This is a genomic window from Pseudoalteromonas peptidolytica (assembly GCF_012641745.1).
GTDB lineage: Bacteria > Pseudomonadota > Gammaproteobacteria > Enterobacterales > Alteromonadaceae > Pseudoalteromonas > Pseudoalteromonas peptidolytica.
The window spans coordinates 12,987-35,138 of the sequence record NZ_WEHZ01000031.1; the positions used below are offsets into that span (position 1 = coordinate 12,987).

Genomic DNA, 22,152 nt, shown 5'->3' on the forward strand with positions numbered 1-22,152 from the left:
ATCATTCTGTTTGGCCAATGTTGATAACGAACCTAGGATAGTTGCGACTATCACAGTGCCAGTGATTTATTGCTATAAAAATGAGAGTGATTCTTATTATACCATGTTGTGGTGGAAGGTTTTGCCTAAGAGTGCACTCTTTGTGGAATTTGCTTAGGAGAAAGAGCAAAAAGCTGTTTAAAGCGACGGCTGAAGTGCGCTTGGCTCTTAAAACCCGAGTTAATGGCGATTTGGTTAAGTGATGAATTTTGCTCTACCAATTCAAAATAAGCGTGATTTAAGCGTGTACGAATTAAGTATTCTGAGGCACTGAGATCAGAGCGAGTAAAAAGCTTATGAATATACCGTTTTGACCAACCTGAATACTCACATAACATATCGATACACAGCGCATCATTACTCGCATGTTTAACTATCAGCTGCTTCAACGCTGTAAGCGGTGAGTGTAGATGACAACATTGTAGGGCATGGCTCAGGCTTTGAAGAATATTTGCTTCAAGCCACTGGGCTTGGGTTTTAGTTAATTGCTTAACGAATAGTGCTTGAGTAAATAGCTGTGAGAGCGCTGGAGTTATTTTGATTGCTTGTCCATGTGTTAGCCTTTTGCCGGTATGTTTAACCAACCAGCTAATAGGAAAGTTAAAGCTAATGGCATGATAATGTGCTGGCAGGTGAAAGATATGCTTTTGCTCTGCTTCAATAAAAATCAGCTGCATGTTATCTGCGGCACTTATGGATTGCTGAGTAAGCCACCAGCCCGACCCTTTTTGGATTAAAATGAGACTGCCATAATCTTCTGGCATTGACGAGGCAACCTGAGCATTACGATGGTAGATAATGCCACGTAATTTAACTTGGGAGATACTTGTTGAAATCAGTGGAACTTCAGTGTGCAGCTCATGCTGAGATACATGATCGTAAAAGTGTTGCTGTAACAACTTGGAATGGAGATCTAAAACTATACTCATCAATACAAACGTGGCAGCCCAATAAGGGCTACCACTGTACGTGTTTTCTCAATAAATCCCAAACGAAATGAGAATTATTGATAACGTATTACCTTAATAACTTGCAACTAGTGATACGCCTGAGAAGCTTGTATAGCCGCGCAGTTTAATGTAATAAGTGCCACCTTGGCCTGAATTTGAAGTACAAGATTCATTGTTACCATAGCGGTAAGGGCGACAGTCGAATACACCTGTTGTTGGCTCAGCGCCCTTTCTTACATAAAGGTCTGCATCACCAGAACCACCTGAAATAGACACGTTTAGCGTTACATTAGCAGGTACATCAATTGTATAAAGCAACTCTTGGTTCGTTGAACCTGAAGCTGTAACTGCTTGTCCATTTTCTAGCTTAGGAACCGGATCTGGATCAGGGTCTGGATCTGTGCCTCCGGCAAGTGTGTATAGTAACTCATTTGGCGAACCACTTTGAGGGTTAGATACTTTACCTTTAGAAGCGCGTTGGCTAAGCAGTGAATCAACTTGAGATGGGCTTAAACTTGGGTTTTCATCCAAGTATAGTGCAATTGCACCTGCAACATGTGGTGCAGCCATTGACGTACCACTGATGGTGTTTGTTGCTGAGTCAGAGTTGTACCAAGCAGACTTGATACCTGAGCCAGGTGCGTAAATGTCAAGACAGTTACCATAGTTTGAGAAACTAGAGCGAGCGTCGCTACTTGTTGTTGAACCAACAGTGATAGCATTAGCTGCGCGTGCTGGAGAATAATTACAAGCGTTGCTATTGTCGTTACCCGCAGCAACAACAAAGCTAACACCTGCTGCCACAGCATTATTCACGGCATCATCTACTGCCTGAGAAGCACCACCACCTAAGCTCATGTTAGCAACTGAAGGGCCTGAAGCGTTGTTCTTAACCCAATCAATACCTGCGATCACGCCTGAATATGAGCCTGAGCCGTTACACCCTAACACTCGTACGCCAACAATATTTACATTTTTAGCGACACCATACTCTCCGCCACCAATTGTACCCGCTACATGAGTACCGTGACCGTTGCAGTCTGTTGCGTCGTTATCATTGTCTACAAAATCATAACCATGAGTGGCACGGTTACCAAAATCATTGTGACTAATACGAACACCGGTATCGATTACATACGCTGTTACGCCCGTGCCATCAAAATCATAATGATAGTTTGAATTGAGGGGTAAGTTGCGTTGGTCAACTCGGTCTAAGCCCCAAGTTGGGTTAGCTTGATCACCGTTTGCAGAAATTGAAGGGGTTACGGTGACAGTCTGATCTTGCTCGATATAATCGATATTCGGGTTTTGGATTAGCCCTTTGAGTTGTTTTGCTGATGCGTTTATCACAACGCCATTAAGGATACCGCCAAACTCTCTTGTTATGCTGACATTATGCTTGTTTTGCAACTCGTTAGCTTGCTTTTTAGCAAAAGCTGCAACGGCTTTACTGTCATTTACATCAAGTACTGAAGGTGTAGAAAACACCACAATATATTGGTTCTCTATTGCTTTTTCAGCACTTACGCTAACGAGCTTAGCCGCTTGAGCATTAACCGAGGTCATGCCCGCTAAAATGGCAAAACTAATTGCACTTAATTTACGCATTTTGTTGTTCCTTACATGTTGTTTTATTTAGTTGTGTTATCTAGTACTAGTTCGGTTTGGCGCAGTTGCTGTAGACACTCTACTCACCATTCAACTCAATTTGATTAAAAAGTAACAAATAAATATCAGGGTAACCAAAGTCAACTTAACCTGGGTACATCAACTCGTACTAGTTACATTATAATAGAACACAAGATTAAAAAATAAACAAATAATACAAATAAAATTTACAAAGTGTTGTGGGTACACTGAGTAAAGTGCTACTTAGTTCATTACGAGAATTAGACAAGTAACTTTATAAGTATAAAAGACAGAAGGTTACGATAATTTTCTAGAAATTGTTAAAATATATAGTGTATGGTTACAGGGAAAGTTTTTTCAAAGATATCTACGAATTTTCTATCTGTTAATGTTTTTTGTAATTTTTTGGTAAATAATTCTTTACATTTCAAGTTGGGGAAATGTTATTAGGTTTTACGAAAATAAGAAGGAGTAAGCCCTGTCCAGCGCTTGAAAGCGCGGCGAAAATTTGTAATATCACTAAAGTGTAGTGCACTGGCGACTTGTTCATTTGAGTAGCCTTGTTCAGCGACATAAAACATAGCTTGTTGACGGTGTACCCTATCTTTTTCTGTTAAGAAAGTCGTGTTGTGAAGTTTGAGTTTACGCTTGAACGTTGCCGCACTCATGCCCATTAATGATGCTATTTGCTCACTGTGATACTTTGGGTATTTCAATTGCAGCCGGTGTAACTGTGCAAGAAATCCGCGTGTGTTTTTTGGTGTTATTTGTAATTGTTTGTTGACCAAAAATGGGAAGTTATTGATCTGCTGCTTTATTAATGTTGGCTTGTTGATGGCAACCACAAAGTCACTGTGCTGGAAGCTATAGCTTTGAGATAAATAACTGAGATATTGCGCAATTTCTTTTGGTTTATCGAAAGGAAACTGTATGGTAAAGCGTGCCTCAGGGCAGCGCCATTTAACATATCCGCAGAGGATACTAGCCAGTACTTCATATAGAAAACGCAATACTGTGGCGTTAGTTTGGGCGATAGCCGGTGAAAAAGTTAAGTGATAACCATCTTCTTTGTGCAACTTTCTAAAATGGAAAAGCGGAAATATCGTCAGCCCTCTGAGCAGTAATACATTGATGAGATGTTGTATACTGCGACAATTAAACAGTAAAGAGCCGTAGTGACTGATAAGTGTGTTGAGTAGATATTGGCCGTATATAAAGCTTAACTCTCGACAGCTTGGCTGTGCACAAATATTGATAATAATGCGCTCAAGTTGCTCAAAAGAAATGGTTGTAGTGTTTGCAAAAAGATCTGAGCGAAATAGCTTGCTGCCTTTTAGTGTAATGTCTGCATGGACACCACACTGCTGCGCTAAATCGACGAGAGGCTGTGCAAAATAACAACTTTCTAATTGCTTCATATGACATTCAAGCGTTTGCATCAAGCAGCGACCTTAGTGCGATTTAATGCAGCGACAAGATTTGTCATGAGCGACTCAAATTCCCACTGCTGGTTATGTATTTCAATACTGCTCCACCTTACCGCGCTGAATTGTGGTTGATTTTTGTCGTCATGGTAGTTGGCGTGGCGAGCAATAAAAGCGGTTGCGCGGGCGGCAAAAGCATTGGCTTGTGCTTGTGTGGTTTGAGGATGAATGATGACAAATTTATCTGCCGCAAATCGACATAGTAAGTCGCTTTCACGCATACTTAAAGAAAGCATATCAGCAGTATCTCTGAGTAGTTGATTGCTTTTTTGTAGACCATGTTGACGCGAAAAGGCGGCGAAATTGCAAATATCAAACATGGTTAAACAAAAAGTACAATGTTCGCTTTCTAAGCGTGCCAATTCATGGCTTATCTGATTTTTCATGTACTCGATGCTGTAAAGTCCAGTCACAAAATCAGTGATACTGTGATCGCGATAAAACCGCTCCTTTTTCATCAATGTTTGATTAAATATACTTTGCTCTTTGTACCAATAGTGAGCAGCAATACTCATCAAGATCATACCAATACAGGCGGGAATAGCTTCAAAGCTAGTTAAATAGGGCGGCGTAAAAATCACCATTTCGTCTAAAAAATCCCATAGCATTGATACATACATAGCACTTAATCCTGCAAACAATAGGTTAGTTACCAGACCTTTTGGACGAGTAAGGAGAGTAACGACTATCCACATTAAGGTTATTAATGCCAGTCCACCTTCACCAAGACAGTCGAGTAAATTAATATCTGCTAAGGGTTTAGGCACAGAGGTGTGGTAAGTGGCCGTTATCGCAAGCAACGTCAATCCCACAAGTGTGCTCCATTTTGATTGGTGTAACAAAAAAGGTTGCAGTTTCATATTAATCGTTCAGTTCTAAAAGGCGCGCCATGGTAAAAACTTGTGCTTGGACTCGATAGGGTCAATTTAGCGCAGTAAAGGCGGTATTTTTATGACAGGCACTGCAATTTTTAAAATTTAAGACCATCATAACTTTTGACTAGCGTGATATTACGCCTTTTGAACTTTGGTATTAGTTTGATTAACTTACCTATTAACTCCGAATTTAGGTTAAGTAAATCACCCATTTCTACGCACGGTAAGTGTTCTGACTGTGCTACAAGCATTTAATGCTTGCACCATCGAGCGGCGAGGTCTAACGGTAAGAAAAGGCGCAGCGATGCTAACTTAAAATTTGTATAAGGACTTGTTAGTAATAAGAATATTCTTTATTTACTAAACCAATCAACTGGTAAGCATGTGTCCTGCTTGTAAAGGGGTCTAATTGGCTCAGACGGCTAATTTATTCATATTTATTCAGTAAAGTCATGAGTTTGAGCATCTACGTGAAATAAAAACGTCACCTTTTCGCACTAGGGTAGCCACGATGTTTTATCGAGGTATCAAAACCCAATATCAATTTGTTTGAATATTTGCTCAATTTTTCCCCAAAATAGTTCACTTAATTAAGCAAATTGGTATAACTCAACCTGTGCGAGCAAATAATGAAAAAAAATCTACCGACGAGCTTTAAACTTTCAGCTGTTGCAATGATCTGTGCTGGATCTGTGCTTAGCTCAGCAGCAAGCGCTAACACGTTAACTGGCCAAGTTAGCTCCGTATCACAAAAAAGCCACTTTGAAGGGGCGAAAGTATTAATAAAAGAGCTAGAAAGAACGCTTATTTCTGAGCGAGATGGTCGCTTTACAGCAACCAATGTACCGGCTGGCACTTATACACTTGAGATAAGCTATCTAGGCGCGAAGACAGTAACAAAAACCATCACCATTGATGAAAACCAAGTGACTAATGTTCAAGTGCAATTAGGCTCACAGTCGAACCAAATGGATGACATTATTGTTATTGGGCAACGTGCAGGTCAAGCTGGCGCATTAAATAGACAGAAAAATGCTTTATCGTTAAAGTCTATTGTAAGCGCTGATTCGATTGGCCAATTGCCAGATCAAAACGCGGCAGAAGCACTCCAGCGCTTACCTGGGCTGTCCATTCAGCGAGATCAAGGTGAGGGGCGCTTTGTCGCTATCCGTGGTATCGATCCAAACTTGAATAATGTGACCATTAATGGTGCTAATGTACCTTCACCAGAAGCTGGTGTGCGCTCAGTTGCAATGGATGTGATCCCCAGTGAGCTTGTGCAAAGTCTAGAGGTAAGTAAAACTGTGACCCCTGACATGGATGCTTCTGCGGTTGGGGGTAGCATTGAAGTCAAAAGTCTAAGTGCATTTGACCGCGAGCAACAAAGTTATAGTGTCACGCTGCAAGCATCGCATAACCAACAAGTTAGCGAAACTAGCCCTAAAGCCTCCTTCAGCTTTACTGATATTTATACACTGAACAACAACACTGAAGTTGGCGTTGCGACAGCGGTTTCTTGGTTTGAGCGTGAGTTTGGCTCTCATAATATTGAAACCGATGGCGGGTGGAAGACACTTGAGATGGCCGATGTCAACACTGATGAAGAAGTGAGTTTTTTCGGTGCCGAAGAAATGGAACAACGTCATTATCGTATTACTCGGGAGCGTTTAGGGGCGGCATTGAACGTAGACGTCCATCACAAAGGGTTTAATAAATATTACTTGCGTACACTTTACAGTCAGTTTTCTGATGATGAGTTTCGCCAGCGTAATGAGTACAAATTTGACAAAGGTGATGTGTTAGCTGACGAATTAAGTCAAAGTGCAGCGTACTTTCGAGGCGCAGAGATGGACAGAGATACCAAGGACAGATACGAAGAACAAAGTATTTTATCTTTGGTATTAGGTGGAGAAAACCTAATACAAGATTGGTTTATTGAATACAGTTTAGGCTACTCAAAGTCTGAAGAAAGTGAGCCAAATCGTTTAGACACCGCATTTGCTGGAGAGGACTTTACACTTGGTTATGTACTTGATGGCAAGACACCTACTTTAGCCGCAGACGAAGCATCTGGTCAGCTTAATCAATTTGTATTAGATGAAATCGTATGGGAGAACAACTTAAGTGAAGATGAAAATATCAGTTTTAGGCTGGATTTAACCAAAGATTTTGTTTTGCTTGGACATAATGCCCAGTTTAAGTTTGGTGGTAAGTATGCGGATCGTGAAAAATTTAATCGTGTTGATGCAACATTATACGATGATGGTTTTGGGGCGTTAACAGCGCAAGATTTCAGCGCAGCGGAGCCAGAGTATGATCTTGGTAAATTTGGCCTTGGCCTAAGTCGCAACCAGATCAAAGATTACTTCTTTAGCAAGCGTGATGCGCTTACGATAAATCAACTTGAAACAGATATTGAAACCAAAGGGCGTTCATACACCAGTGAAGAGACTGTGACAGCGTTATATGCCATGTTAACGGTTGATGTTGAAAAGCTGAATGTCATTGCAGGATTTAGGTATGAGGATACAGACTACGCAACCACAGGCAATCGTGTCGAGTTGATAAATGATGAAGTCAGTGACATAGAACGTGTAGCAATAAATCAGTGGCAAGTGGAAGATAGCTATGATCATTTACTTCCGAACTTGACTTTGAGGTATGAGCTAAGTGAACAACTGATCACCCGATTTGCGTATACACAAACCATTGCACGACCCAGCTTTGAAGATGCCGCGGCATTCCAACTTATAGAGACCGAAACTACACAAGAAGATGATGCGATTGAAATTGAACGCAAAGCTGAGGTGGGGAATCCAGACCTAGACCCATACAAGTCGAGTAATTATGATTTTTCTTTGGAGTATTACCCAGGTTCTATTGGGGTGCTATCAGCTGGGGTTTTTCATAAGAGTATTGATAATTTCATTATCAAAGCGCAGGTACAAGATAATGGCAAATGGGAAGGCTACAAAGAAGTTATCCAAAGCATTAACGGCGGTGCAGCTGATTTAACAGGGGTAGAATTAGCCTACACGAAAAACTTCCAAAATGGGTTGATGATCTCGGCAAACGGCACATTAATTGATGCTGACGATAACTTGCCAAATCAATCTGATACCATTGCTAATTTTATGGTTGGCTACGAAAGTAACCTCATTAGTGCTCGTCTAAGTGCATCTTATAAAAGCAAAAGTTTTTTATTTGAAGAAAACAATCAAGCTGTTTATCAAGACGACCATCTGCAACTCGACTTGAGTATGAAGTATTTTTACACCGACAAGACGCAACTATATTTTAATGCAATAAACATCACAGATGAAGCGATGAGTATTTACCAAGGGGATACACGGTATAACTATCAATATGAGACTTACGGTCGTTCATTTGAAATTGGGGTGACAGTGACCTCATTTTAATTATTTTTGGTTAATTTAGAATATGCTGCTGTTGAGTTATCCCTTAAATACCGCAGCCCACTTCCATAGGTAGGAGCGCACCGTGGTAACACGGTGCAATAATAATGAAAATAACCCTTGTTGTTTTACTATTGACGCTAAATAGCACGGCACTGGCCGCAAATAATATTAATTTTTTGGCTTTTGGAGATGGTGGGTACCACCCTGATTATCCCAAGGCTAAACATATTCATTCTCCAAAAACGAAGGCCGAGTTTATCGCGGCTGAAAAAGCGGATTGGCTTGCAGAGCACCGTCCAATTGCAGAGTTTAATCATGCGCCGATTTATGTTTACCCAGGAACAGAAACAGCAACTGAAGCATCAGGTGCCGCAGTGGTTGGCAAAGCGATGGCTGAGTTATGTCAAAACAAACCTTGTGATTTTGCGATTCAGCTCGGTGATAACATTTACCCTGACGGCGCTGCTGCAAACGATGGTAAGGATGATAAGCAGCGTATGGATGATTTAATTTTAGCGCCACTTAGCCCTTTGTTGCTTCAAAATCCTAATTTGGTCGTTTATTCTGCTTTGGGGAATCATGATTGGAAAACCTCTCGCCGTGGTGTCAAATTACAAACACAATGGATGGAAAAGCACGCTAACTTTCATATGGGCAGGAAAGGATACTACAGCTATACCATAGGAGAACAAGGCAATGACGTTGAGTTTTTTGTGTTAGATACTAATATGCTGCTCTCTGGTCAGCATTATTACGAAATTCCTCTAAAGCCTGATGGTAGCGAGCAAGGACTAGCCAGTGCACTTGCTAGTGGTCAAGCTAAGGTTGAAGATATTGAAAGACATGAGCAGCCCGTCAATGGTGAAGATCATAAACAGCTGGCATGGCTTGCAAATGGATTAAAGCACTCCACAGCAAAATGGAAAATTGTGTATGGCCATCACGTGATTTGGTCTGTGGGTGGCACTAAATATGACGAAGCACACGTACTTCGCCGCCTGATTTTACCTGAATTATGCGAATATGCTGATGCCTATATCGCGGGTCACGAGCATGATTTGGAGCTACTAACAGATGACTGCTCAAGGGTTTTACCGAATAATAAAAAGCCTAAATTACCACTTATCATTAGTGGTGCAGCCTCAAAAATGCGTGGCACCCATTCTCCGCTTGCTCACTACCAAGCACTACGTTACCCAGAATATGACTTAGTCTGGAACAAAGCTTTTATCTGGGGGTTTGCCCATATCGAGCTTGATAACCACAATGATATTCTTAACGTGGCATTTTATACCACGCCACGCGACTTAAGTGGTCAAGTTGTACCTGAGCAACGTTTTAGTTTTGCACATCGTAGCAACTGATACGTGTCTGTGGGTTTGATTCCAGCTCAAGTTGAACGAAAAGCTAAGGTATTAGCTGGTTAATAATTAGTATAAAGCGTTTGTATCTAAAAGTGAGCTTTTACACAAAGTAAATCGAGGTAAAATGACAGGAGCGTGTTGGCGAAATGGGGGCCAACACGCAAAGGTACAGGCACATTTTCGACTCCTATCTGCGAAGAGAGGTCATGGCAAGCCGGTGACATTATTGTATAATTTAGATAAATTTTGATTATCAATATCCAATATGTACAAAAAAGTATCTATAGCGCTGCTCCTTACCCTTTTGTTATTGCTCGTCGTTGCAACGCTAGATACATTTTGGTTTCATCAAGCCGACAGGCAACAAACACAGCCACAGCAAAATGGCTGACGCCTGAAGCACAGTTAAAACGTATTGCACCTGACCACCCGCTGTTGAGCATTTATGAGCGCGCAAAAACTGAACCTGCAACGGCGCTTAAAGCACTATCAGCTTGGCGTGAAAGTCGTCAATCTTTATCACACATAGAGCAAGTTTATCTGTTGTGGACGCAAAGACGGGCGGCACAAAAGATGGGAAACGATACTAAATTTGCACAGATAAAGCGTGAGATTGACACTTTTGCAGTTACAAACCAGCTAGATTGGTTGGCAGCATGGAGTGCGCAGGAGGATGCCAAGCGAGCGATCAGAGCCGGCGAGTTGGCACAAGCACAACTTGCCATTGAGCACAGTGTTAATCTGGCAAAAAGCGCGCAAGCTGAGCTTTTATTGCTAGAGATTTATAACACGGCTGGTGTTGCATATAATGCGACAAATGATTTGATTAAGGCACAGCAGTATTTTTTACATGGTATAAAGCTGGTGGGGGCATACCCAGAAAGTGACTTTAATGCACTTTTTAATAACAACTTGGGTTTGCTCTATGTGCATTTAGAGCAATGGCAAAATGCGTTATTACATCTTGGCAAAGCACAAGAACTATACGCGCTATCACCAAATAGTAACCCCAATTATATGCTGGTTATTCTGTTAAATCAGTCATTTGCGTATGGTCGTCTTGGCCAACTTAGTGACGCGAGAGAAAAATTCCAACAAGCGCTGACCTTCAAAAATAAACAGACAAGTGAATTCTACAAGGCAATATTACTCAAAAGTGAAGCGAGATTACTGTTACTTGAAGGCGATACTAGGCTTGCTATAGCAAAAGCTCAGTTATGTATACAGCTCGCCAAACAGGAAGTACTTGCCAAGCAGCAGGGGATCTGTGCGCTTATTCAAGCACAGGCGCTTTATCAGCAAAATAGCTTAGATGAAGCAGCCATTTTGATTAACCAAGCGACTCAAATATTTACTACGCTGAATCATCAAAGGTGGTTGCTTAGAAGTCAATTTACACGCTCACAAATACTGGAAGGGCTGGGGGAGTCCAGCAATGCACTGAACGTGTTAAAAGCTGCTCATACACAAGAAAAAGCAATGATTATAGGGCAGTTATCTGCATTAAATAGCGCATTAGAAATTCAGCAGATCGCACAAGAAAGAGATCTATTGAGTGCCAAACATCAACTTTCTAAGCTTGAGTTACTCGTAGATAAACAGCGCTTAAGGCTCCTTGCTCTGTGGTTGTTTGCTGCCGTGATCATCCTAATTTGGCTTGGAGTAAACACCAGATTGATGCGAAAAGATAACCGCAGATTACATGACTTAAGCTATCGAGACCCATTAACGGGAGCGTCAAATCGCCGTCTTTATCACCAAGAAATACACACTCCCAGTGTGCTGGACAAAAAAGCAGAGTATCACTTAGTGATCATCGATCTGGATCATTTTAAGCGTATCAATGATACCTATGGACACGATAAAGGAGACATTGTACTGGCGATAGCAGCCGCTCGTTTACAGCGTTTTGTTCAGCCTCAAGAGCTATTTATACGCTGGGGAGGCGAAGAATTTTTGATGGTGTTAAAGGCCCGAGAAAACATTCAAGATGCTGTTGAAAAAATGGCTTCTGCATTGCGCTCTGAACCTTTTGAATTAGGTGAGCTGCGCATTTCTGTCACTGCATCATTCGGTGTGAGCGCTAGCCGACCAATCGCAAATTTGGATGATGATAGCGCCTTTAAAGCTGCTGACCAATGCCTCTATCGTGCCAAAGAATTAGGCAGAGATAGGGTCGAAGTACAAACAAAACCATAATGCTTTACTTTTATGAGAGTTGTTCGAACTCTGATATATTATCGCGAGTGCGATAGTGTTGTTGAGTAACATTAGGGTTAATACCAATTAGTCTTAATACTTGCTCAATTTGAAGGCGTAAATCTGACGCTAACAGTGTAAAAAACGTCTTATTTAGAACGACTAAATAGCACCATTTTTACCTTGCATACACAGATGTAGGTACCTTGGCGATAGCAGGACGCAGTAGCGGAGTTATCGACAAGGTTTTCTCGCCTCAAAATAGACCACTTAAGTAAGAAAATTGGTATAACAAGCTCATCTAGCGAATTGGTATTTTTATAAAAAAGGATTGTATTATGTTGTGGCTATTGTTGAGCTTTATATTGTTTTCACCATTAGTTCCTGGTGCGCAGCCTGGTCCAGTTAGAAAGGAAGTGGTTTCTGAATGTGGGGACTATCAATTAAAAATAGTTTCTCTTGAGTTAAATCGTAACATCCCTGAACAATCCATCTTAGATGAGTCAGCGGGTCACTTTGGCAACCCTTACCTGTTGACGCAAGAACTGGTTTATATCTCGAAGGCTGGCGTCACAACACATTCAATATCTAATGTGTGGCCTGAATATGAACGCATAGACCCCACCAGATATTATTCTGCGACGATCAAGCAATGTACGGATAAACGAGAGGCTATTATTGCCTTTTGGAGCGGAGGTAATTGTAGAGATGTATGTGAAGCGTGGGCTCTGGTGACATTCACAGAGGATGGCACAATAGAAAGCTCCAAAGGTTTGTCTTATCAGGAGTTTAAACTATTTAACTGAGCTGAAAGCTATTTACCTTGTAATCATGCGTTGGTTTTAAAACGCATAGGTTAGCAGTGCAAAAATGGTTTTCCTCCATATATTTTTCACAAGGACAATAAAATGTATAACCTCAATACAGTTGAAATAAAATCGTTCGTGCCTGCTAAAAAATTTGCACTTTCTAAGCGATTTTACCAATCTATTGGCTTCGAAATGGCCTCTGAGTTTGAGGGCGTTGCTTATTTTAAATTAGGCATGTGCTCATTTTTACTCCAAGACTTTTATGAGCCAACTCACAGTCAAAACTTCATGATGCACTTGCTCGTCGAGGATGCGCAAAGCTGGTACAAGCACATTTTACAATTAGATTTGGAAGAAAAGTTTAGTGCTCAGATCTCTGAACTTGTTGAACAACCGTGGGGGATGCTTGAATTTTGTGTGACGGATCCAAGTGGAGTACTATGGCGTATTGCCGAGAATAAGTGACACTAGCTTAGCTTTTAACCATGCTTTCTCGCCTCAATATAGTGTGTTTAATTAAAAAAATTGGCTCTACTTATAAAGACTTAGCTTTCATAAATTTGGCGTATTTTTTGCTAAAAACTACAAAGGCGCCGCCATGCGGCAATAAAACACCGATATTGATTTTTAATCAAGGAGCTAGGTTATGTATTTTAATTCGGTAAGTCCAAAGGGTGCATATAACTCGATGTTGAGCACCGGGGCTGAATCATTATCCTCAAAAAAAGCACACGCTACTGAACAGTCCACAGACCTTGTTGGAAAAACTAATCTGATGTTTCAGATAGAAAATAAAGCCATCAACAAGATTTCAACAGAAGCCCTCAATGACATTAAGCAGATCCTAGAAAGAAGTCAGGTGTTACCTGATGTAGCTCAATCAGCCTATTTGAAGCATGGGCAAGCACAGGAAGTTGTGCTTGGTATTACTATCAACGGTGAGCTGAAGGCATATCAAAATCAGCAGGGTTACATAACAAGTAAGAATGAAGCTGGAGAGCTTATCAAACAAGCTAATGGCGATGTAAAGCAGCTGCAACGACTAGTTCAGCAAAAATATGGCGATGGCGCTATGGTTGAGGTTTTCCAAGGTTCAAATCGGCCAACTAATGCCGAAATCTTTGAGCGATACACTGGCCAAAGCTTTCAGAGTTTTGTGGCAGAAGAAATCACTTCACGTCAGCACGCAAGCGATCAAGCGAAGCTGGAGCAAGACCAATATCTGCGTAATAAAATCATGTTTGATCAAGCTCCTCAAGTGGCAGTATTTAAAGTGGAAGGGCAGATAGTGGGTGGTATAGATGAAAATGGCTTTGCTGATATGGGCAGAAAGCTATTGGATATAGCGCAGCAAAAAGGTATTGATAACGCTGAACTTGAGCCTTTGTTTATGATAGATCCCAAGCGCTCCCCCTCGCAGGTAGCCGAACTGTTTACGCAAGCCTTTGGGGCGGATGCTGAAGTTGAATATTTTACACCATCCAATGCGCCCACAAGGGCGCAGATCAGGCAACAAAGTGAACTGTAGTAGCCCACAGTTACGCTTTACGTGCTGTGAGGCTAACGCATATTCACAATGTCAGATTATAGACGGCTTTTAATTACTTCTGACTTTGCAATTAATTTTGTGGAATGTTTGCCCGTTTTTTGATGGATTGTAACAAAGTACTCAATTGGATATTTCATTCTTGATAGCACCATTTGAGGTGCATTTCTGCTCTTATCCAGTGGTGTAGGCCAGCTTACAGAAATACTGCCGTTGGCACTATCAAGTATACAGGGATGTTTTTTACCGCTTTTGGTGCTGGTGACGGCTGTACCATCAACGTTAGTAAATAGCACAGAGCAAGTGTATAGGTTGGTTGCTTCATTGAAATTTTCAATGGCGTAATCAAACGAGACAGTAACCGTGTGCTCTCGTTGCTGTATGTTCCCTGTTTCTGACGTTTTTAGATTAGATAGCGAGGCGTTGCTGAGGGGGATAGTAGTGTAGTCTGTTGTTGCACAACCGCTGAGTAAGCAAAAAGAGACAAGCATGGTCAATTTTTTCATTATTTTATCCTTAAAATAGAAGTTTTTTATTGAAACATAGCAGCTGGTGCGGTGAGACACTATTAGCAGCACCAGCCTAATATATATTCGGTTTTGGTGAAAATTAGCCTTACAAAGTAACTTACTCTAAGGTCAATCTAACAGTATAGATACAGATTTAGGTTGATTGTTATCCAACCCGTTGGATAACATAGTAAAAACAGGCATAGATGTCACCTTTTTTTACTGTTAGTGATTACTATCAAATTACGTTCAACTCGCAGGTTATTTATATAATTCGTTGACTCAATGTGGGTTTATACTGCTCAAGGTGAGCCTTAATCTGCATGCGGGTATGCGGTGATTTGTTTTGGCTTAACTTAAAAGCGCCGTGCAGTTGTGTGATCCTGATTTGAAAGAAGTTAATGGCGTTAAAAAGAGACCGTTGTTGTGGTTGTGGTACACTATCAAGCTGCCAATTGCTTCGTGAAAACTGCTCAAAGTGCTGTAATTGGTTTTGCATTAGTGCGTATTTTTCATTGTCTTGGCTGACCAAGGTTAGCTCACCTTCAACAATCACGTTGGCATATAGCCAAGTCGGTAATTTGATGTCGGGAAGCAGCGCAGGCGATAGGTAATGATTCTGACAATGAAAAATGGCTTGGAAGCTATCATCATCTTCACTAAAGAGTGGGTTATCTTTAGTAGCGTGCCCCAGCAAATAGGTTTTATCATCACTTAGGGTGAGTGGTATAAAAACAGAACGAACTTTGTTTGCTTGGATCACGTTAATCGTTGCAAGGGGGTTCATCGCGATGAGTGCATATAGTGTTTCTTGGTTGTTTTCGGTGTAATACTTTCTTGGATAGCTCATAGCTTTGCCTCTAAATTCATTTTTACGTCTGACCACATTTCATCAGTAATAGAAAAGCGTGCGGTGTTACGATAGTTGCCATTGGGTAAGCGCCTATCTTTGAGAGATATACCTTCAAACTGTGCGCCCAATCTTGTGATGGCATCACGAGATTTTTGATTTTGTTCATGAGTTTGGAACTGCACCCGGACTAATCCAATTGCTTCAAATGCGTACTTTAAAAGCAAGTACTTGGCGTGGGTATTTATATGAGTGCGCTGAAACTGAGTGGCAACGAAGGTATGGCCAATTTCTGCGCTTAGGTTTAACTTATCGACTCTAAAAAGTCGAGTATTACCTGCTACTTTACCTGATGCTTTGTCTATGATTGCTACCACTAATTGTTCGCTTTCATCAAATTGAGCAGAACCATAAAACCATTGCTCTATAGTGCGTTGATCTCGACAATAGTTAGTAAATACCCACTTCCAAAGTTCACTATCTTTACCGCAGCGTAGTAATTCAGGAAGGTGTTCACTCGCCAGTGGAACCAATCTTATCCGGCTAGATTCTAAGGTTTGTTTTGATAGCATGATAATTGCACCTCTTGTGTTTTACTGCTTGCATAATGCGCTGTTTTTGGTTGATATAAAACAACCAGAATTTACAATTTAAATAGACCAGTTTGTGATTTCGATAGACACTAACTCTCATCAGTCAGAGGCAAAACATAAAAAGCTTGCTAATCAATTACGGAGCATGATCAAGCAAGGTAAATTAAAGCCAAGTGATAAGCTTCCTTCTGCACGTAAACTTGCGCAACTTCACGGAATGAACCGCCACACTGTGATGTCCGCCTTACAAAATTTGGTGGCTGAAGGGTGGCTAGTCGTAAAGGAAAGAAGTGGCTATTGGGTAAATGCTCAACTGCCAATATCAAGTAGTGAGCAGGTGAGCACGGCATTGTCGCCAAATGTTGTAGTCGCGCCAAGGTTTGCTGCTGTTCTTAACCCTCCTAAAGACAGCGAGCGCAGTGGCTTTCGCTATAATTTCGCAGGAGGCTTGCCTGACTTGAGTGCATTTCCATATGATGAGTTTAAGCGCTACTTAGTGAAGGCATGTCGTAAGAGTAATATTGAGCACTTCCATTACGCAGGTGGTGCAGGTTGTGGGTTATTAAAAGTCCAAATCCAAACGTACCTGCGCCGAGCCCGGGGTCTTATTTGTGACGATTTATTGGTGTGTAATGGTGCTCAAGAGGCACTATCGTTGGTTGCCAGTGCGTTTATCAATAAAGGCGATGGAGTGGCAATTGAAATGCTGGGCTACCCTCCCGCAAGACATGCTTTTAAAAGTATCGGTGCTAATATTTTTGCGTTGGCACAGGATGATGAAGGGATCAAAGTTGAGGCTCTAGCGCGTTGTTTGCGGCAAAATAATATTAAATTGCTGTACTTGACACCGCTGCATCAATATCCGACAACGGTTACGTTATCTGTACCACGGCGGATGGCAATTTATCAGCTATGTCAACAGTACGGCGTGTTCATCATTGAAGATGATTATGATCATGAATTTCATTATTTGTGTCCACCGCTTCAGCCGATGGCAGCAAATGACCCCAGTGGCATTGTGATTTATATTTCTAGCTTTTCTAAAATCATGTTTGCAGGCGCAAGAGTCGGATATTTGAGTGCTCGGGCTGATGTGTTAGCGCAGCTTGTGGCTCGAAAGCAATTGTTGAATCATAAGAATGACGCGCTAACTCAATTGGCAGTGGCTTACTGGATGGAAGAGGGCGGGTTTGAGCGGCATATGAGACGCATGACTAAAGCGTATCAGACGCGTCATCAAGCCATGAATACACATTTAAGTGAACTTAAGGAGCGTTTAAATATTGATTTTATTGTCCCCCAAGGTGGTATGGCATATTGGGTGGATAGCAAACGTGATGTTTCTGAGTTGTCTCGTTTGGCGAAAAAGCAGGATATTTATGTGCAATGTGAACCAGAATTTTCACTTGATAAAGGAAGTCGGTTTAGCCATATACGCTTGGGTTTTGCAGCACAAGCCATTGAGCAGCAACGTACTGGGCTTGACGAGTTATTTGCGTTAGTGGAAAGGGTTTGCTGAATTTTGATATTGAGCCACAAAGTATCCAGAGCTAAGGTGCTCGATGTCTCGCCGAGAATATGATTTTTATTCGAAAAACTTAGCATTAACAGTTTGACGCTCGTAATTTGATGTAATGCCATGTAATAGCGCTATATTTTTTTTGCTTTTAATATTGTTTTTACATACTTGTAACGCATATAAGCAGCGCATATGAAAAACCCGATACTACCGATTTTAGGTGTGGTTATGACCGCCTCATGTACTTCAGTAGAACACTCACATGAGAGCCACACAGTGGATCACCCAAACCATAGTGAGCAGCACAAAGTATTCGAACTGAATTACTTTGATCTACGAGATTATAACCCCGTTAACATAACACCCGAGTTTATATCAGCAGCCCATACCCAAGGGATAAATAGCTGCGACTATCAATATATTGCGCCAGAACTGGATAAGTTTGTAGCGCCTGCCGTCATCCAATCAAAAGGTGGCTCACTTAACTTTACTTTAGCGGTACAGTATCACGAGCGAGAGATAGCAGGGTGTAATACGTGGTTAAGAAACTATGCGTATAAACAAGATGGCCAAAAAGAATTTAAACCTGCACCAGTTGGACCGACGCTTAAAGTTGCTCCGGGAGATGTATTGCGTTTCACGCTTGAAAATCGCTTACCGAGCTGTGAACTTGCACCTGATTATTTATGCTCAGGAAAAGGTCATGCGGGTCATCACTCAAATGCCATGCTATCAGATGAAGAAGCCAATCACATCAACACCCCGCATAACTTTAATGTCACTAATTTCCATACCCATGGCTTATGGGTATCACCGAGCGAGCGAAGTGACAACGTACTACTTGAGATCCAGCCTGGTCAAGGGTTTGAATATGAAGTGAGAATACCTGAATCTCATCCTCAGGGAACATTCTGGTATCACGCCCATGTTCACGGCTCTACAGCATTACAAGTTTCTAGTGGTATGGCAGGTGCCATTATTATTGAAGGCGGTAACCCTAAAAAAGATATTGGTACTCAAGCTCAGATCAAAGATAAAACAGATCAGCTGTTTGTGCTTCAGCAGGTTGCCTATGACTGCAATGGTACCATTGAATATTATGAAGCCGATGAACGACCTGAGTACGTTAAGGATTGTAAAGCGGACGATAAAGCACTCAATATTTTTGGCCCTGGAGACTGGCAAAAAACCAAACGAAGAACACTGATTAATGGTCAGGTTGTACCGAAAATTGAAATGCGACCAAATGAAATTCAGCGCTGGCGCTTTATCCATGCAGGTGTACGAGAAACGATAAAGTTGTCTGTGATCGATAAGCCTGAATGGCAAAACAATATGAACCCAGTTCCACTGGGCTTTTTGAACCAAATATCGGTTGATGGTCTCAATACCGGCCGCATCGATAGATGGCAATTCAATACCGGCCGCATCGATAGATGGCAATTAGACGGTCAAAAGACTGAAATTGAAGCACTTCAACCTGGCTATCGTGCTGACTACCTGTACCAAGCACCGAGTAAAGCGGGGGTGTACTGGCTAGTGGATTTAGACTCTGCACCACAAAAATCCTTACAAGGTGTACCAGAAGACACCGCTGAGTTACTACAAATAGTAGTAAAAGGTGAACCTGTTGCCAGCAAAGATGCGGTGTTACCAACCAGTGCTGAGCTAATATCTTACCGTGCTCATGATGCACCAACCCAAGGTGAAATCGCCGCGATGGATAAGAGCGAAAATAAAGAAAGCATGATGTTTTATCTGGGATCTCGCGTGTCAGTCAATGCAGCGATAGCAACGGCAAAACAAGAGAAAAAAGACTTTAATTGTCAGAACATTTGGAATGAAGATATTAACAATGGGGTGCTTTTAGATAACCATCATCTCAGTGATAAAGAGAAAGACAAAGACACTATTTTCTCTGTAGATGGTAAACCTTATGGTCAAATCGAAACTCGAGAATTGACACTGGGCACATGGCAAAGATGGGACTTATGTACTCGAGGGCTTGCTCCAATGCACCCGTTTCATATTCATGTGAACCCTTTTTATGCCCCAAGAGTGGGGCCTGATGGAAAAGAGCAATGGGTGTGGCGAGATACATTAGCGATAGAAAAAGGCGCAGATAAGCCTCAAACTGACAAAAATGGCGTCAATTTATCAGGCTCGGCACCGCATACTGTGGTTTATAGCAAGTATCGCTATCCGGAGTCTCTGCCAGGCTTTAACGGCAATGTAAAACAACAATACACCGGTGAATTTGTATTACATTGCCATATTCTGGATCATGAAGATCAAGGCATGATGCAAAAAGTGAAGTTAATAGAGAGCAAGTAATACTCGTTAAGGAAAATGAAGATGAAAAGTAATACATTAAGCTCATTGGCGTTAGCGACTCTGGCAGCTTTTACTGGGGGCTGTAAGTTAACTTCACCTCCAAGCGAGCCGCCACGCCATGATGAAGTGCTAACCAGAAAAAACATCGATGCCTTGACGGATAATGAGCTAAAGGCCTATGAGCACGCTATTGCCAGAATGAAGCAAAAGAGTCGTGACAATATTTACGATCCTCAAGGCTTTTTGTGGCAAGCTTGGGTGCATAATTGCCCTACCGTGTGGCAACCTAAGAACCAAGGTGTAGTGCCATTAGCAGCATTGAGCACGCAACAGGACTGGATTGGTAATAGTAATGAGTTTTTGCAATATTGTGACTTTAGACCCTTGCTGAAAAGCAAACTAGGGCTGGGTGATGATGATTTTGTGAAAGTACATCCTGGTCAGTGTGAACATGCCAAAGATACATTTTTGCATTGGCATCGGGCGGAGTTTTACTTCTTTGAAAAGGCATTACAAAATGCTGATCCCGAAGGCAAATTTGGCCCAAGCACTAAGAATGTAACAGTCCCTTTTTGGAACTTTACCAAAGCACCGACTGGCCAGCGCTACCCTAAGGCATTTGAGAATACACATTCACCCTTGTATTCAATTCATCGAAACATGAAGCCAGCGCTGAGCCCTAGTAACAATAGACGTAGTTCGACGGTCTCTGATCCCAATTTCTGTGGCTTCAATCGCTCAGGCTCGACAACGGACAAACCACTTAGTTGTGGTTATACCTCACCCTATCTTCTAGCATACCAAATCCACTTTAATAATTGGCGTGAGTTTGGTGGCTCTCCTTATAACCGCGCTGGTAATTTTGGCGCGTTTGAAGCGCAAATTCATAATCCAATGCACGCCATTTATGCTGGATGTGAAGGACAGTCAAATCGACCAGTTTGCTTTATGGAAGATAATAGCCAAGCAGGGTTTGATCCGGTTTTCTATTCGTTTCATGCTTTTATCGACTTTGCGTACGATCAATGGCTGCAAACAAATGCTGCTAAATGTGTAAATAATAACGAATATTGTGTCACTGGTGGGCGTATGTTCATGCGCGGCACACAAAGTGACTCATTACCTGTACCACAAGGTTTTAGTGAAGGAAAAACCAAGCCTGTTGAAGGACGGTTTGCCAATATGGGCCGTGCAGAGTTGTACTTTGATAGTGAGAAAGTTGGCTATAACTATGCGGATCCGAGCAAGGAGTTTATAGATGGTGAAGTTATCGCGCAGCTGATTAAAAAGCATCGCGATGCTGGCTTTGACTTCTATCTTCAAGATGGCACTACACGTCAATCCATTGATACGACTGCGTCATTATTCAGTGAGTTATTAAGCTATGGCGCACATGCGCCCGCGTCGCGCGTAACTGAGTCGCAAATCAAAACAAGTAAGCTGATATTACCTGAGGCTAATCTTACGACGATTAATACGGCGCAGTTAAAGATTGTTCGCAAGCCAATGGACATTGAAGACTACAGCTTTCAAGCTGACATTTATTTGGTTCCAGCAAGCGTCAAAGTAACGCCAGAGGTGATTAAAAATGATGACTTTAGGGCGAGCCACTTAGCGGTCAGTACGGCGTATTGGGCACTAGGTGATCATAGTGCCCACGATGGTCATGGCGGACACAGTGAACATATGAGTAAAGCCTCATCAGTCTCTTTAGATCAAGAGTTAGTACATCTAATAGGGGCCATTCTGCGTGGTAAAAATAAAGCCAAACCATGGCAATTGGTACTGGTAGTAAGCGGTCATGAAGCTGCAACTGCTGACCACTTTGAACCATTAACAATTGAGTTTAAATAAGGGGGAATGGACATGGCTCAAGTGACTTTTGATCAAGTCAAAAATAATTTTGCCAGTGCAACCAATTGCATGAGAAACATCCAAGTTTCGGATGATGATGGCACAGAGTTTTTAGACTTGTCTGATTATGATGTTGTGGTACGGTTTGCCTCATAAATACAAGTGGCAATTCATGGTCA

Annotated in this window: 17 protein-coding genes; 10 read left to right on the forward strand and 7 right to left on the reverse strand. The window is 41.7% G+C overall.

The features are described from left to right. Positions 1–125 precede the first annotated feature (125 nt). From F9Y84_RS17395 to F9Y84_RS17410, 4 genes are all read right to left on the reverse strand, one after another. Positions 126–968 (reverse strand): helix-turn-helix transcriptional regulator, encoded by an 843-nt coding sequence (locus F9Y84_RS17395; RefSeq protein WP_147390744.1) that lies wholly within the window; start codon positions 966–968, stop codon positions 126–128. A 93-nt stretch (positions 969–1,061) separates the two neighbouring features. Beyond that, positions 1,062–2,597: a S8 family serine peptidase gene (locus F9Y84_RS17400; RefSeq protein WP_125251786.1), complete on the reverse strand. Its 1,536-nt coding sequence runs from the start codon at positions 2,595–2,597 to the stop codon at positions 1,062–1,064. A 467-nt stretch (positions 2,598–3,064) separates the two neighbouring features. Beyond that, positions 3,065–4,057: a helix-turn-helix domain-containing protein gene (locus F9Y84_RS17405; protein WP_125251785.1), complete on the reverse strand. Its 993-nt coding sequence runs from the start codon at positions 4,055–4,057 to the stop codon at positions 3,065–3,067. Next, positions 4,057–4,914 carry a GGDEF domain-containing protein gene (locus F9Y84_RS17410; protein ID WP_241651665.1) on the reverse strand — a complete coding sequence of 286 codons (858 nt, stop codon included), beginning with the start codon at positions 4,912–4,914 and terminating at the stop codon, positions 4,057–4,059. Before F9Y84_RS17410 ends, F9Y84_RS17405 begins: the two co-directional genes overlap by 1 nt. A 692-nt stretch (positions 4,915–5,606) precedes the next feature. Between F9Y84_RS17410 and F9Y84_RS17415 the strand changes: the two genes are divergently transcribed. From F9Y84_RS17415 to F9Y84_RS17440, 6 genes are all read left to right on the forward strand, one after another. After that, positions 5,607–8,396 (forward strand): TonB-dependent receptor, encoded by a 2,790-nt coding sequence (locus F9Y84_RS17415; RefSeq protein ID WP_147390743.1) that lies wholly within the window; start codon positions 5,607–5,609, stop codon positions 8,394–8,396. A 104-nt stretch (positions 8,397–8,500) separates the two neighbouring features. Further along, positions 8,501–9,760 carry a metallophosphoesterase gene (locus tag F9Y84_RS17420; protein ID WP_147390742.1) on the forward strand — a complete coding sequence of 420 codons (1,260 nt, stop codon included), beginning with the start codon at positions 8,501–8,503 and terminating at the stop codon, positions 9,758–9,760. Positions 9,761–10,006: 246 nt separating this feature from the next. After that, entirely contained in the window at positions 10,007–11,959 is a 1,953-nt protein-coding gene (locus tag F9Y84_RS17425; RefSeq protein WP_225740839.1) for a tetratricopeptide repeat-containing diguanylate cyclase, read from the forward strand. Positions 11,960–12,297: 338 nt separating this feature from the next. Then, on the forward strand, positions 12,298–12,765 hold the full coding sequence (locus F9Y84_RS17430) for a hypothetical protein (protein WP_147391133.1): 468 nt from the start codon (positions 12,298–12,300) through the stop codon (positions 12,763–12,765). A gap of 102 nt (positions 12,766–12,867) precedes the next feature. Beyond that, positions 12,868–13,233 carry a VOC family protein gene (locus tag F9Y84_RS17435; RefSeq protein ID WP_147391132.1) on the forward strand — a complete coding sequence of 122 codons (366 nt, stop codon included), beginning with the start codon at positions 12,868–12,870 and terminating at the stop codon, positions 13,231–13,233. A 181-nt stretch (positions 13,234–13,414) separates the two neighbouring features. Then, positions 13,415–14,296, forward strand: a complete 882-nt coding sequence (locus F9Y84_RS17440) for a hypothetical protein (RefSeq protein ID WP_147391131.1) — start codon at positions 13,415–13,417, stop codon at positions 14,294–14,296. A gap of 56 nt (positions 14,297–14,352) precedes the next feature. On the opposite strand, the gene F9Y84_RS17445 is transcribed toward F9Y84_RS17440, so the two are convergent. The 3 genes from F9Y84_RS17445 to F9Y84_RS17455 all read right to left on the reverse strand — a co-directional run bounded on the left by F9Y84_RS17445 (position 14,353) and on the right by F9Y84_RS17455 (position 16,245). Continuing rightward, a complete protein-coding gene (locus F9Y84_RS17445) occupies positions 14,353–14,820 on the reverse strand; it encodes a hypothetical protein (protein ID WP_125251778.1) in 468 nt (155 codons plus the stop codon). A gap of 268 nt (positions 14,821–15,088) precedes the next feature. After that, on the reverse strand, positions 15,089–15,673 hold the full coding sequence (locus F9Y84_RS17450; protein WP_128731725.1) for an FMN-binding negative transcriptional regulator: 585 nt from the start codon (positions 15,671–15,673) through the stop codon (positions 15,089–15,091). After that, a complete protein-coding gene (locus F9Y84_RS17455; RefSeq protein WP_128731724.1) occupies positions 15,670–16,245 on the reverse strand; it encodes a GNAT family N-acetyltransferase in 576 nt (191 codons plus the stop codon). Before F9Y84_RS17455 ends, F9Y84_RS17450 begins: the two co-directional genes overlap by 4 nt. 94 nt (positions 16,246–16,339) lie before the next feature. On the opposite strand from F9Y84_RS17455, the gene pdxR reads away from it, so the two are divergent. The 4 genes from pdxR to F9Y84_RS17475 all read left to right on the forward strand — a co-directional run bounded on the left by pdxR (position 16,340) and on the right by F9Y84_RS17475 (position 22,129). Beyond that, positions 16,340–17,785 carry a MocR-like pyridoxine biosynthesis transcription factor PdxR gene (gene pdxR, locus F9Y84_RS17460; RefSeq protein ID WP_244297435.1) on the forward strand — a complete coding sequence of 482 codons (1,446 nt, stop codon included), beginning with the start codon at positions 16,340–16,342 and terminating at the stop codon, positions 17,783–17,785. A 192-nt stretch (positions 17,786–17,977) separates the two neighbouring features. Further along, a complete protein-coding gene (locus F9Y84_RS17465) occupies positions 17,978–20,119 on the forward strand; it encodes a multicopper oxidase family protein (protein ID WP_147391130.1) in 2,142 nt (713 codons plus the stop codon). A 21-nt stretch (positions 20,120–20,140) separates the two neighbouring features. Continuing rightward, positions 20,141–21,973: a tyrosinase family protein gene (locus tag F9Y84_RS17470; protein WP_167508303.1), complete on the forward strand. Its 1,833-nt coding sequence runs from the start codon at positions 20,141–20,143 to the stop codon at positions 21,971–21,973. 12 nt (positions 21,974–21,985) lie between these two features. Continuing rightward, a complete protein-coding gene (locus tag F9Y84_RS17475) occupies positions 21,986–22,129 on the forward strand; it encodes a hypothetical protein (protein WP_167508302.1) in 144 nt (47 codons plus the stop codon). The last annotated feature ends 23 nt before the right edge of the window (positions 22,130–22,152 follow it).

Bases quoted from the DNA above. Each gene is read 5' to 3' on its own strand.
- F9Y84_RS17470 (WP_167508303.1), top strand. From the start codon at position 20,141: ATGAAAAGTAATACATTAAGCTCATTGGCGTTAGCGACTCTGGCAGCT.
- F9Y84_RS17455 (WP_128731724.1), bottom strand. From the start codon at position 16,245: ATGCTATCAAAACAAACCTTAGAATCTAGCCGGATAAGATTGGTTCCA.
- F9Y84_RS17435 (WP_147391132.1), top strand. From the start codon at position 12,868: ATGTATAACCTCAATACAGTTGAAATAAAATCGTTCGTGCCTGCTAAA.
- F9Y84_RS17400 (WP_125251786.1), bottom strand. From the start codon at position 2,597: ATGCGTAAATTAAGTGCAATTAGTTTTGCCATTTTAGCGGGCATGACC.
- F9Y84_RS17415 (WP_147390743.1), top strand. From the start codon at position 5,607: ATGAAAAAAAATCTACCGACGAGCTTTAAACTTTCAGCTGTTGCAATG.
- F9Y84_RS17465 (WP_147391130.1), top strand. From the start codon at position 17,978: ATGAAAAACCCGATACTACCGATTTTAGGTGTGGTTATGACCGCCTCA.
- F9Y84_RS17405 (WP_125251785.1), bottom strand. From the start codon at position 4,057: ATGCAAACGCTTGAATGTCATATGAAGCAATTAGAAAGTTGTTATTTT.
- F9Y84_RS17440 (WP_147391131.1), top strand. From the start codon at position 13,415: ATGTATTTTAATTCGGTAAGTCCAAAGGGTGCATATAACTCGATGTTG.
- F9Y84_RS17430 (WP_147391133.1), top strand. From the start codon at position 12,298: ATGTTGTGGCTATTGTTGAGCTTTATATTGTTTTCACCATTAGTTCCT.
- F9Y84_RS17420 (WP_147390742.1), top strand. From the start codon at position 8,501: ATGAAAATAACCCTTGTTGTTTTACTATTGACGCTAAATAGCACGGCA.
- F9Y84_RS17450 (WP_128731725.1), bottom strand. From the start codon at position 15,673: ATGAGCTATCCAAGAAAGTATTACACCGAAAACAACCAAGAAACACTA.
- F9Y84_RS17445 (WP_125251778.1), bottom strand. From the start codon at position 14,820: ATGAAAAAATTGACCATGCTTGTCTCTTTTTGCTTACTCAGCGGTTGT.
- F9Y84_RS17475 (WP_167508302.1), top strand. From the start codon at position 21,986: ATGGCTCAAGTGACTTTTGATCAAGTCAAAAATAATTTTGCCAGTGCA.
- F9Y84_RS17395 (WP_147390744.1), bottom strand. From the start codon at position 968: ATGAGTATAGTTTTAGATCTCCATTCCAAGTTGTTACAGCAACACTTT.